The sequence below is a fragment of the Nostoc sp. NMS9 genome, assembly GCF_017114995.1.
In the GTDB taxonomy this organism is placed as follows: domain Bacteria; phylum Cyanobacteriota; class Cyanobacteriia; order Cyanobacteriales; family Nostocaceae; genus Nostoc.
In genome coordinates, this window is sequence record NZ_JABXKL010000092.1 from 1 (window position 1) to 12463 (window position 12463).

Annotated in this window: 9 protein-coding genes; 5 read left to right on the top strand and 4 right to left on the bottom strand. The window is 42.8% G+C overall.

Annotated features, from left to right (window positions below; all coding sequences use genetic code 11):
• The first annotated feature begins 997 nt into the window (after nt 1–997).
• The gene (locus HWQ40_RS30395; protein ID WP_292785538.1) at nt 998–2194 is read left to right on the top strand and encodes a HAMP domain-containing sensor histidine kinase; all 1197 of its coding nucleotides are present in this window, start codon (nt 998–1000) and stop codon (nt 2192–2194) included.
• 93 nt (nt 2195–2287) lie between these two features.
• Here the strand turns inward: HWQ40_RS30395 and HWQ40_RS30400 are convergent, their stop codons facing one another.
• Nucleotides 2288–4558, bottom strand: coding sequence for a bifunctional (p)ppGpp synthetase/guanosine-3',5'-bis(diphosphate) 3'-pyrophosphohydrolase (locus HWQ40_RS30400; RefSeq protein ID WP_292785780.1), 2271 nt, complete (start codon nt 4556–4558; stop codon nt 2288–2290).
• Between the two features lie 299 nt (nt 4559–4857).
• On the opposite strand from HWQ40_RS30400, the gene patD reads away from it, so the two are divergent.
• A complete protein-coding gene (gene patD, locus HWQ40_RS30405; protein ID WP_194042053.1) occupies nt 4858–5211 on the top strand; it encodes a heterocyst frequency control protein PatD in 354 nt (117 codons plus the stop codon).
• A gap of 261 nt (nt 5212–5472) precedes the next feature.
• On the opposite strand, the gene HWQ40_RS30410 is transcribed toward patD, so the two are convergent.
• Nucleotides 5473–6069, bottom strand: coding sequence for a TetR/AcrR family transcriptional regulator (locus HWQ40_RS30410; protein WP_292785542.1), 597 nt, complete (start codon nt 6067–6069; stop codon nt 5473–5475).
• Between the two features lie 278 nt (nt 6070–6347).
• Here HWQ40_RS30410 and HWQ40_RS30415 point away from each other — a divergent pair, with 278 nt between their 5' ends.
• Together HWQ40_RS30415 and cysH are read left to right on the top strand one after the other, a co-directional pair.
• Complete coding sequence (locus HWQ40_RS30415; protein WP_292785544.1) at nt 6348–7937, top strand: DHA2 family efflux MFS transporter permease subunit; 1590 nt, start codon at nt 6348–6350, stop codon at nt 7935–7937.
• A 687-nt stretch (nt 7938–8624) separates the two neighbouring features.
• Nucleotides 8625–9350, top strand: coding sequence for a phosphoadenosine phosphosulfate reductase (cysH, locus tag HWQ40_RS30420; protein WP_292785546.1), 726 nt, complete (start codon nt 8625–8627; stop codon nt 9348–9350).
• Between the two features lie 744 nt (nt 9351–10094).
• Here cysH and HWQ40_RS30425 read toward each other — a convergent pair.
• Together HWQ40_RS30425 and HWQ40_RS30430 are read right to left on the bottom strand one after the other, a co-directional pair.
• Nucleotides 10095–10721: a hypothetical protein gene (locus HWQ40_RS30425; protein WP_292785548.1), complete on the bottom strand. Its 627-nt coding sequence runs from the start codon at nt 10719–10721 to the stop codon at nt 10095–10097.
• Entirely contained in the window at nt 10714–11910 is a 1197-nt protein-coding gene (locus tag HWQ40_RS30430) for an XRE family transcriptional regulator (protein ID WP_292785550.1), read from the bottom strand. Before HWQ40_RS30430 ends, HWQ40_RS30425 begins: the two co-directional genes overlap by 8 nt.
• 171 nt (nt 11911–12081) lie before the next feature.
• Between HWQ40_RS30430 and HWQ40_RS30435 the strand changes: the two genes are divergently transcribed.
• Nucleotides 12082–12249, top strand: coding sequence for a hypothetical protein (locus HWQ40_RS30435; RefSeq protein ID WP_292785552.1), 168 nt, complete (start codon nt 12082–12084; stop codon nt 12247–12249).
• Nucleotides 12250–12463 lie beyond the last annotated feature (214 nt).

Here is a 12463-nt window from a genome sequence, read left to right on the forward strand (position 1 = left end):
TTACTAATTACAGATATGGGCTTCTATGGATTTGAGTGGTTTGATACCCTAACTGAGCAAGGAAAATATATTTTAACTAGACTTAGTTGAGCATCAACGCTCTATGGGCTTGGTAAAAGCCGTGCGTCAACGACACCGACGCACTGCTGCAACCTCACTTGACATTTGGGCATCTGCCTTAACTTGACAAAAACTACTGTTTGGGAATCTTCAAACAAAATGTTGCAATCAGGATAACCTTTCTTCAATTTGTTCGATATTTCATCGTCGAGATTATCGTATTGATCCTTGCTTTCCCAGTAGCCCCAATCTAAACGCAAAGCATCTTTAACAGTGCCATCTGGATAAACAAGTTTGCCGCTAGGTGTTTTATAATCTAGTTCGGGAATAAGCCTAAATTCTCTAGGTTTGCAATATTCATTAACTAAGTTTTGAAATGCAACCTGAATCGATGTTTCTTTACGTGAACCGCCATATTAAATAATTCTTTCTACTTCTGTATGATATTGACTAACCAGAAGTTTGGACATACTTTATCAAACTTTTATATTTTTTAGCTCATGCTTAATGTAGCCTCAGTAAAAAAATTACAGATTGCTGATAGCACGGATTTTATATATGGTAGTACATCTACACTCTTGTAAGTATACTGATGCAAATATTTGCAAATTAGAATTATATAAAAAGTAGAAATATTGGTTTGTTGCGTCTCTTAATAAAGTTAGATAAATAAGATAGTAAAAAACTTAATTATGTTGAGTTATTTTACTCTGTAACCATAATCTACTTGGTTAAGCGATCGCTCTTACCTCTATGATGAAATAAGCTAATTTGCATTTAAATTGCAATAAACTGACTAAGCTAAACTGATTAGTTCAGCAATCAGCCGTCTTTTCACTAACCTCCATCTTTCGTCACTTGCAAACTTGACATTAAATGCACTAAGCTAGCTCTAGCGCAAGGGGCTTCGCGCTGACTGTCTTTGGTTGGGCAAAAAATGGATTTTAGTCAGACTCTAATTGCCAAAAGTGATGCCATTCTCGATCAATGGGTAGAAGCGGTTTACCAAGATCAACAAATTGAAGCTACTAATGAACTGACTTTCAATGCTGTACGGGATAGCTTACCGAGTGTTTTGAAAGCATTAGCAACAGTACTTTCTGAATCTGAAACGAGCGATTTGCAGACAGTAGTAGATGCAAGTTTAGAACACGGCACACTTCGCGCCCAACAGGGATTTGAACCAGCGGAAATTGCGCGAGAGTATCGTTTACTCCGGTTTGTAATTTTTTCGTTTTTAGAAGAAGATTTATTACAGGGATCTGCACAAGATGTGCTAAGGGCTGTTCGCCTGATTGATACAGTAATTGATGAAGCGATCGCACGTTGCTTTAACAGTTATACTCAAGGACGATTACAAGAGCTTAAACAACTCCAAAGTCAGTTGCGGTTGACTAACCAAGAGCTAACTCGTTTGGTTCGTGCTAATAAAGATAATCTCTCTCATTTGGCTCATGAACTGAAAACGCCCCTGACTTCAATCATCGGTTACGCAGACTTATTTCTGCGTCAGCAGCGTCAACAACCAGAACTCAAGGATACCTATGCAAATCTTGAAAGTATTGAGCGAGTTCTCAAGAGTGGTAGACTTCTTGTCCGCTTAATTAACGATACTCTGGAAATTTCGCGCTGTGATGCCGGACAGATGAAATTGCAGCCTACTTTAACCGATGTGCGTAGTTTAATCAACTTTGTTTTAGAGATCATAGAGCCACTAGCGCGTGCTAAAGAATTATCCTTGATTGTTGAATGCGAACGCGCCCCAAGTCAAGTTATCACAGATCCTCTTCGGCTTCAACAAATTCTGACAAATCTGCTCAGTAACGCAATTCGCTACACAGAATCTGGTTCAATTCATTTGCAGTGCTGGACGTTATCTCAACAACAGTGGGCTATCTCTGTTACTGATAGTGGTATTGGTATTTCTCCAGATGCTCAAGCACAAATCTTCAATCCCTATTTTCGGGAAGTAACTGCTCCCCAAGTGCAAAGTTCTGATGGTACAGGATTAGGTTTAGCAATCGTATCTCGATTGGTTCAGTTAATGGATGGTGAAATTAAAGTAGATTCACAGCTAGGAAAAGGGTCTACATTTACAGTAATTTTGCCATTAGAAGCAATTGCCCAGGTATGACCAGGGCTGACTATTTCAGCGAAACTTTAAAGTGAAATCGCAACTAAAATTGGTGCGTTAACGCAGTGTAACGCACCTTACCAATTAAGATACCTACTCGTCAATTTGACCAACGCGGCGGATATTCAAAATGTCGCTCATTTTCTTAATTTGGACGAAGACTTGCTCTAGTTGAGAGCGATCGCGTATATCTATTCCTAAGTCGATCAATGCAGGTTGACCAGTAGAGGTTTTCACCTGGGCATGACGGACGTTAATCCCTTGGTCGCTTAACCGTGACAAAATATCCTTTAGCACCCCTACGCGGTCAAGAGCTTCAATTTGAACATCTACTGGATACGTGTGCGGACGACCACTATTTTCGGCGGCTGGGTTCCATCTAACTGGTACTAAGCGTTCATACTCCACAGTCTCCAGATTATGGCAGCCTTGGCGATGAATTGAAATCCCCCTACCTCGCGTTACCACACCAATAATTGGCTCGCCAGGAATCGGGGTACAACACCCAGCTAAATAATATACCAAACCTTCCACCCCAAAAATTGGCGAATCACTGGAGCGTGAGGTAGTTGGAGGTGCATCTCGTAAAGTTTTTGATGTCGCTGGTTCTTTAGGGATAAATGGCGACACAGTGGAAACTGGTTGTTGTCCCTTCGCTACTTCTCGCCAGCGATTTAGCACTAGGTTCAACGTAATTTCTCCGTAACCCAAACCGGCAAGTAAATCTTCCACGCTATGGTAGTTACACTTTTCGGCGACAATCTGCATCGCATCCGACTTCAGCAAACTATCAAAACCAGTTTTACCAAGTTCCTTTTCTAACAATTCCCGTCCACGCGCGACATTTTCTTCCCGGCGCGATCGCTTGTACCATTGTTTAATCCGATATTTCGCCGCCGAAGTTCTGACAAAGTTCAACCAATCCAAACTCGGATGGCAGTTCTTTTGGGTGAGAACTTCTACAATATCGCCATTTTGCAGCCGCGTTGACAGTGGCACCATTCGCCCATTCACGCGCGCCCCTGAACAGTGGTTTCCGACTTCTGTATGAATGCGATAAGCAAAATCTACAGTCGTAGCACCAGGACTTAAAGGAACAACATCCCCCTTAGGGGTGAAGACATAGACATCATCTTCAAATAGATTATCTTTGACGCTATCAAGATATTCTTGTGCATCCTTGAGATCGGTTTGCCATTCCAGCAGTTGCCGCAGCCAAGTAAACTTGTCATCTGGGCCTGTTAAATGGCTAATGCTAGAACCACCTGTTTCTTTATACTTCCAATGGGCGGCAATCCCATACTCGGCGATATGATGCATTTCGATTGTCCGAATTTGCACCTCTAAAGGACGACCAGTTAATCCAATCACCCCAGTGTGCAATGACTGGTAACGGTTAGGCTTAGGCAGTCCAATATAGTCCTTAAATCTGCCAGGAATTGGGCGAAAAGCATCATGAACCACCGCCAACGCCCGATAGCATTCCTCATTGGTTTGAACAATAATCCGCAGCGCTGCCAAATCGTAAATTTCATGAAATTCCTTTTGCTGGCGGTGCATTTTTTGGTAAATGCTATAAAGGTGTTTGGGACGACCACTGATATCCTGAAAGTGGATTCCGGTTTGCTGCAAACGTTCTCGCAAAATGTCTGTAGCTTTGGCCAATTTCTCTTCTCGCGCCGTCCGTTTTTCGGAAACATGCTCCTGCATTTCGCGAAAAGCTTCCGGTTCCAAATACTTAAAAGCCAAATCTTCGAGTTCCCATTTAATCCGCCAAATCCCCAAGCGATTGGCTAAGGGTGCGAAAATATCTCGCGTTTCCTGGGCACTGCGGCGGCGGCTGGCTTCTGACATATATTGTAAAGTTCGCATATTATGCAAACGATCTGCTAATTTCACCACAATTACCCGAATATCTTGCGCCATTGCTAAAAACATCCGCCGGAAGTTTTCGGCTTGGCTTTCGGTTTTGCTGGTGAAATTGATTTTAGAAAGCTTGGTGACACCTTCGACCAATTGCCGCACTTCTGGGCCAAAGCGTTCTTCTATATCTTGACTTGTAACTTCTGTATCTTCAACGACATCATGGAGAAATCCAGCTGCTATCATAGCAGCACTGCCTCCCAAGTCACGCAGCAATTCAGCCACAGCAATGGGATGGGCGATGTATGGTTCTCCCGATTTGCGGTATTGACCTTCATGCAGTTGGTAAGCAAATTCAAATGCCCGACCAATTAAGACGGCATCATTATGCCTTCGGTCATCTTCCGCTGCGCCGCTACTTGTCGATGACTCCTTCAAACATTTTTTTAACCATTCGGGAATGGCAAGGTCAACTGATGAATTTATCGCTATACTGCTCATACAATTTGGGTTTAGAGAGGATCGGTAGATAAGTGAATGATAAATAAAACTAGCAGCATCACCCTGAAAAGATGCTGTTGCCCAAAGACGGGTTGGAAAAAGCAGTGTAAGGACGATTCTCCAATTGCCAATGGTAGTCATCCAGTTTGAATTTCAAGGATCGTTAAAGAAAGAAAATCCATTGATGGCAAACAAAGCCCCAAATCAAGATTTGAGGCTTTTAGTGCTGATAAGTCTTTAAGAAAGTTTATTGTAGAAGAAAAATTACTTGACATTAATACTATCTTAACTAGCACTGGATGTCTTTAAACCGTGAGAAATATCTGGCATTCGTAACTTTATTAGAGCAATTACGCTCCGATGCCACAACTACCCAAATCGTTGCGCCAGAACTGCGGCAGCGTGTAGCCACCTTGCAGCAATTTTTCGGACAACAAATTGTGCCTTTGGCTGATGAAAACTGGCGAGTACAGTCTTATCAAACGGAGATGAGCAAGCAATTGCGCCTGTTGGAAATAGATGTGATGTTTTTCCAAGGAGCGCGGCAAGCATCTACTGTACAAACGAGACTTCAAACGATTAGCGATCGCTTGACAACCCTCATTCAATATTGTGATGCCATTCTGCAACCAGAAGCGGAAGGAGAAAAATAACAATTGTTTACCTTTTTCTCTAATCCCTCCATCATCTCATTTATGACCTATGATGGAAAGTTATTTTGCTAACAAGTTGGAATTGGGCATTGGGCATTGGGCGAACGCAAGTGCGTCTCGTAGAGAAGCCGTTGGCGCAGCCTCTCCAAGAGTTGTATTGGGCATTGGTTATTCTCGTTGTCCCAGTAAAGTTCTGATCTAAGAAAGCCTTATCTTAGTCTTGTTCCCATTCCCCATGCCCAATGCCCCATGCCCCATGCCCTATGCCGCATTCCCAATACCTTTGAGGAGAAGATTCATAGTGCGGCGCATGTATGCTTCTACTGGCTCGGTTGTGGGTTTGAAGATCAGTGCATAATATAGTGAACCGCTTACAAGGTCGATAATTAAGTCTACGTCTGCATCCTTGTGAATTTCGTCTCTAGACTTAGCACGCTCAAGTATTTCAGAAAAGGCTTCACGTCGGAGTTTCGTATATTTTGTCCAATAAACCTCGGCAAATTGAGGATTGCTAGACGCTGTACTAATAATCAGTGCAAGTGTCTGACGACCAAGGGGACTATCTATTTTTTTGGCGGCATTCTTAATCAGGATATCCATGTCTCCCCAAAAGCTGCCGATATCGGGGATCGCTAAATCATCTCTCAGACTTTCTATCGCGTCTGCAACTAGTTCTTCTTTGGAAGTGTAACGCCGATAGATGGTTGTTTTCCCAACTCCAGCACGAGAAGCGATCGCTTCTATACTCATGCTTTCATATCCTACCTCTGCAAGCAGATCCAAAGTTGCTTGCAGAATAGCTTGGTCGGCGTGGATGCTGCGTGGGCGTCCAGAGGTGCTGTTGATTTGCTTACTCATAAAAATATCATCCCCAAGCAATATCTTCTTGGCCATCTGCTTCTACTTTTGGGCATAGAACATAACTTCTGGGAAACGAAATAAGCCTCATAACCCAATTCTCATGCACTAAAACAGCAGCAATGACCATCCATCTTTAGCATAGGTATTTCTGCCACTTTTCAGGAAAAACCCTCTTGACCGTTCCTATATGATACGCTACCGTAGCGTATATATACAATACTTAATTTTAGCTTTGGCATTGCTTGACATCTCCCAAATATTATTTGTGCTAAATAATGGCTACCAACATTAAAAGTTCTAGTTTTGACGAATTTGGTTATGTCCACGGCCCCTTGAAGTGGGCAATCGCTTTTACGGCTTCTATTGGTGCGATATTAGAAGTAATTGATACTAGTATTGTTAACGTTGCCCTGACAGATATACAGGCTAGTTTGGGTGCAACTGTCAGTGAAGTAGGCTGGGTGGTAACTGGATATGCGATCGCAAATGTCGTCTTAATTCCCTTATCTGCATGGCTGGGAGATTACTTTGGACGCAAAACCTACTTTATCTTCTCGTTGATTGGCTTTACCCTGGCCTCGGTTTTATGCGGGTTGGCATTTAATCTCCCGATGCTAGTTTTTTCTCGAATTCTTCAAGGTTTATGTGGTGGCGGATTGCTAGCTAAAGCCCAAGCGATTTTGTTCGAGACTTTTCCACCTGCTGAACAAGGTTTAGCACAGGCAGTTTTTGGGGTAGGTGTAATTGCTGGCCCAGCCATCGGCCCAACTTTAGGAGGATTTTTGGTAGATGGTTTAGGCTGGCGGTGGATTTTCTTTGTTAATATTCCCTTCGGGATCGTTGCAGTGGCGATGTCAGTGGTATTTTTGCCCAAAGACAAAGATAAAAGCAAGACACAAAGCCAAGCCGTCGATTGGTTCGGGATTGGGTTTTTAGTTATCGCTATTGGCTGTATGCAAACTTTGTTAGAGGAAGGAGAGAAAGAGGACTGGTTTTCCTCCAGTTTCATCACCACGTTAGCGATCGCCAGTATTATCGGCTTGGGGTTGTTTATTTGGCAAGAAGTGAAAACAGATCACCCTGCTGTGGATTTGAGAGTTTTGCGCCACCGTTCTTTAGCTGCGGGAAGCGTTCTCTCAGCAGTGGTGGGTATGGGGCTTTATGGCACACTCTTTGCTGTGCCGATATTTGCTCAGAGTGTGCTGCACTTTACGGCAACGCAGACAGGACTATTGTTAGCACCTGGTGCTTTAGCGTCTGCGATCGTGATGGTTTTATTAGGTAAACTGTCTAGTAAAATTGATGCCCGATTTTTAATTGCAATGGGCGCTGTCGGATCGTCTGGAGTCATGTTTCAACTCGCAGCAATTACCCCACAAACTGGCATAGATGATTTATTTTGGCCATTGGTATGGCGTGGGGCTTTCACTGTGTTGATGTTTCTGCCTTTGAGTTTGGCAGTTTTAGGCCCGCTACCCAAACAGGATATTTCTGCCGGCTCTGGTTTCTACAACCTCACCCGACAACTGGGTGGTAGTATAGGTATTGCTCTACTTACCACTTTGCTTGATCGACGAGAAGCTTTTCATCGAGCCATCCTATTAGCAAAACTTAGTCCTTATGACCCAGAAACCAGTCAGCGCCTCGATGCGCTCAACGGGGCACTTCAAGGTCAAGGCATGGATGCGACAACGGCTCAACAACAAGCACTAGCTTTATTAAGTCAAACAGTAAATACTCAAGCTGCGGTTTTGTCTTACGCAGATTGCTTTCGAGTGGTAGGGGTAGGGTTCCTTTGCTCATTACCTCTGTTGCTATTTCTGGGTAAAGGCGGTGCAGGAGCGAAAGCGCCAGTCGGTCATTAGGAGTAAGGTAAATAGCGATCGCATCCTTATTTGAAATTCTTTGATTGCAAAACTACGTAAAAATGCCGAAAGTCACAGCAGAAAGTTAATACACACGGATTTATTTGGATGAAAAAAGTAAAAGTCCCACTCAGCTTTGAGCGGGACTATATGAAGTCTGATTGCTAAAATGAGAAATCTTGATCTTAGAAAAAGTTCATGATTGTAATAACCCCAACGCTGGTTAACATCATTAAAGCGCCCATAATTATAGACTGGCCTAATGGATTGCTGAATTTTGCGTTGTTCATTTAAGTAAAAATCCCTTTTATTAATAGTTCCTTAACCATATCAAAATCAGTATAAATATCTATAGAAATACTGTAAAACTTAAATTACCGTAACTTTTCTTAATAAATACCTCATTTATGTTTATGTAATAATTTTTACTGGGCATTAGGCACAAGAGGCGAAGGGGCAGAGGTGCGGAGGGGCAGAGGTGCGGAGGGGCAGAGGGGAATAAACTTACTGCAATTTCTCCCTTGCTCCCCTGCTCCCCTGCCCCCTTGCCCCCTGCTCCCCATTCCCCATTCTCAAAATGTAGTAATTTCCGCACAAAATAATTACCTTATCTCCGAGCGGAATACGTGTCTTGATGGAGTAAGATCGATCTTAATCAAGGTAGAAATATTTGAATAGAAGATTATCATGACAGTCTCCACTGCATCTAGAAACCAAGCGATCGCTTTTGACTTAGAAAAATTAAATGAGCAATTTGAAACTGCCACTCCCAAAGAAATACTGGCATGGTCTATAGAGAATATCCCAACGGGACTGGTGCAAACAAGCGCCTTTAACGTGGATGACATGATAATTACTCATATTCTTTACAGTGAACTGAAGCATCCCGTTCCTGTGATCTTTCTCGATACCTTGCACCACTTCCCTGAAAGCTTAGAATTAGTAGCCAAAGCCATACAAATCTACAACCTGGATTTGCAAACTTACAAAACTCCAGATGTAGACACCCGCGAAGCCTTTGAAGCCAAATACGGCGACAAACTCTGGGACAAAGATATTGCCCAATTCCACCACATTACAAAAATTGAACCACTGCTACGGGGTCTAGACGAACTCAACAGTGTCGCTTGGATCACTGGACGCCGCCGGGACCAAGCAGTAACCCGTGCGAATATGCCCATATTTGAATTAGACGCTAAAGGTCGGCTGAAAGTAAATCCCATAGCTACTTGGACACGTCAAGACAGCTGGCTTTATGTAGCTGAACATGGAGTCATCTACAACCCCCTTCACGACCAAGGTTATCCCAGCATAGGCGACCAACCCATTACTACCAAAGTAGGCGAAGGCGAAGACGAACGCGCTGGACGCTGGCGGGGAAGTGAGAAAACAGAATGTGGAATTCATATTTAGTTATTAGTCATCTTTGAAAATGAGTGTAGAGACGTAGCAGTACTACGTCTCTACAAGGGTTTGAGGCAACGAATAATGGTTATATTAATTTCTGGAGATGTCTATAGTCATTGGTCATTTGTTGCACTGCTATTAAATCCAGCCAAACTAACACAACAACCAAAACCAGTTCAATCAGGTAAGCTTTACTAGATATGATTCCTAGAACTACAATATTAATCACACCGAAAAACCAAATAAAGTAGTTACACCCTGTCTAGTATCGTTATAGCTGAGTTTACGGGCAATAAAAATTATACAGGAGTATTCCTCACAAGCGCTTACAACCTCCACCAATTTAAGCACTTACTTGGTGTAAGGTATTCTCTAGACCTGTAATGCTTGTTAGGTAAACGGATTGGGGATGGCAACCTCATTTACTTTCTGGGGTAGTGTCCGGTGTATGCGACTTATTATGGACAGTCTACCGCGCTACAAGCCCCATTATTTCGTCAAGAGACACGCCACTAACAAGTTATTGCGAACAGTTATCAATTGATAAATACGTTTATCTTGGCTCAATGCTAAATAGGGGACGATTGCCCAAAAAACTGTGCTAAAGGCAGTCACGATCATTGTCGAGTCCATTACTGAAGATTAGCTGTATCTCCGACTGCGTTAAAACCTTTGCACTAGTGCTAAAACATTTTCGTTACTAAAAATTTTATTTACTTTTAACAAATAAGCTTACTTTTAAAGTTGTTTTCATAGCATCTCCTGCAACCGCTGATAAAGGCTTTCTGGAACAGTAAAAGATGCATTACGCATTCCATCTACCAGATCCTGAAGCAGTTCTCTTGGAGGTTGCATTTCACTAACCCAATCAGTGAGAATATCTGGAATCGTTAGGAAGGAAATGCTCAAAGCTTGCGCTGCTTGGCAAGCTCTCTCATCGCTAGATAGGAAAACAGATGTGAGTAGCGTTCTCTCAGAGAGTACCAAGCAAGCTGCTTCACCACGACCTATGCCATACAACTCCCCAAGTCTTTCTCGTCTGGGGAGTTCTTCTATTTGCAACGGTTCAATAAAAAGACTCCCCGCCTGGATATGGCGGGGAATCTGTGTTGCGTTCTGAAGGCGAACTTGGAACCGTTGCCCTTGAAGTCCTGGCAGAGTTTGAGCTTTGCGTAGGGCGTAGCGTAGTCCTCTAGCCAATTCACTCAAATCCTCATCGGATACATTAGGGGGTAGGCTGTTTTCATCTTGGTTGTAGACTTCAGTTGGAAAGCAAGCCAATGAGGTTTTTAATGCTGACAGTAAAATGTCAATTCCTTGAGGGTGAGCGAATGCAAAGACACGTAAGACAACTGTATCCAGAACAAATTTAGGCATAGACTTCCTCAGAATCTTCGGCAACCTCTCCATAGAGCCGATCCTCCAATTCGAGGTCACTGATTCCAAGGTTCTCAGCTACTTTTCTAAGAGAAAGTAGTCCTTTCTCAAGTGCTTGATAGCTCAACTCCACAAAAATTCTAGGTAAGCGATCTTCAGGTGCTAGAGGACGGACACCAAACTCGTAAGGTAATGGGCTATAACCTAATGATTTAGCTAGAGTAACTGGCTTTACGCCCTTAAATACATCCTTAGAAGCACCTAACTTGCGACCTGTCTCTAATCGATGAACAGCCGCTTTATAACTCACCCCAAAATAACGAGCAATATGAATCACTTCTTCAGGGTGCTTTACAGTTTTGATTGTCATTGCTTCTAGCCTTTCTTGCAGACCTTCTTGGGGAATCAGGAAGTAAGAGGCAAAGCGATCCGCTAACTCTTCTAATGGCTCAGATGTTTGTTCAGAAACACGACAGAGAACTGCCGGACGGTTCCAGTGAAACAAGCTATGAGCTATTTCATGACTCAGAGTAAAAGGATAACGAGTATAAGCTTGAGTCTCATTGAAGACAATAATGGCACCGAGATATGGATGCAGAAAGAAAAGACCTGAAAGAGCTTCGTCCCCTTCTCCCAAAGGAATCGCAAAAACTTGATACCCTTGAGCGTCTAGAAAACTTTTGACATTTAGTAATGGCGCAATTCCTAAGTTGTAATAACGGCGAACTCTCTGAGCCAATTCTGCTATTTGGTAATCGCTGTATTTTTGGTTAGGAAGTGCAGCAAATGGATGATGCGGCATTCCGGGGAAAGGGATGGCTGTTAGTCGATATAGATCCTCCAAAACGTGAATAAGCCGAATTAATTTGGTAATTCCTGCTTTGCTAACAGATGCCAAAGTTTGAGCCATTGTCCGCAAGGCTGTCTCCCAGTCAGATTGCTCCTGCTGGTTTGTTGCATCGAGTGCTGCAAAGAAGTAAGTGACAGGCACTCCATATAGTCGAGCAATCCGCTCTAGCGTTAAGGCTTCAATTCTGCGCTTACCAGTCTCGTACTGACTGAGAGCAGCAGAGGTAATCCCCAATGCTTGAGCAGCCTCCCCTTGGGAAAAGCTACTTAACTCACGAGCCTGTCTTAGCCGCTCACCTAAAGCAAGTTCAGGTGATGCACGGTCAGAGAAATTATGCATAAACATCACCTTTTGTCAATTATTTAACAGTTTGTTATTTTATTTTAATGACATATTTTATTTTAACAGATAAGATATTCTTGAACATACTACATCTAGTATTCAGCATTGTCTTAGAAACTCAGATGTAGAGCAACTAACTATTTCGATTTCGCCCAGGAGGTGATCAGAATGGCGAAGAATAGAGATAATGGCTACCGTCGTGGAGCAGTAGACAACCGTAGTCAAGTCTTCAATCCCGTGACTAATCAGTGGGTGAAGCGTGACACCAATACAGGACGGTTTATAGATGTGAAACAAGATGGAAAACCGTTTAAGGGAGTTCGTAAAGAAGACTAAGCGTTGAGTTTAGCAACAGTAGGGAAGCAATCACCTTGAGAGCTTCCCTCATCAAGTCGGTTGTTAGATTCACAATTAAAAACATCCTTGGAGATTCTTGAATGATTATCAATTTTTTGCGATCGCGATTCATAGGTTGGGGGAATCCTGTAAATCAGTATATTTGCTGCAAAGAAATTCACCTTGTACTTAAATATAATTTTTAGCGATACCT

Coding starts and splice junctions, on each gene's coding strand:
- HWQ40_RS30395 (WP_292785538.1), top strand. CDS start 998: ATGGATTTTAGTCAGACTCTAATTGCCAAAAGTGATGCCATTCTCGAT.
- HWQ40_RS30400 (WP_292785780.1), bottom strand. CDS start 4,558: ATGAGCAGTATAGCGATAAATTCATCAGTTGACCTTGCCATTCCCGAA.
- patD (WP_194042053.1), top strand. CDS start 4,858: ATGTCTTTAAACCGTGAGAAATATCTGGCATTCGTAACTTTATTAGAG.
- HWQ40_RS30410 (WP_292785542.1), bottom strand. CDS start 6,069: ATGAGTAAGCAAATCAACAGCACCTCTGGACGCCCACGCAGCATCCAC.
- HWQ40_RS30415 (WP_292785544.1), top strand. CDS start 6,348: ATGGCTACCAACATTAAAAGTTCTAGTTTTGACGAATTTGGTTATGTC.
- cysH (WP_292785546.1), top strand. CDS start 8,625: ATGACAGTCTCCACTGCATCTAGAAACCAAGCGATCGCTTTTGACTTA.
- HWQ40_RS30425 (WP_292785548.1), bottom strand. CDS start 10,721: ATGCCTAAATTTGTTCTGGATACAGTTGTCTTACGTGTCTTTGCATTC.
- HWQ40_RS30430 (WP_292785550.1), bottom strand. CDS start 11,910: ATGCATAATTTCTCTGACCGTGCATCACCTGAACTTGCTTTAGGTGAG.
- HWQ40_RS30435 (WP_292785552.1), top strand. CDS start 12,082: ATGGCGAAGAATAGAGATAATGGCTACCGTCGTGGAGCAGTAGACAAC.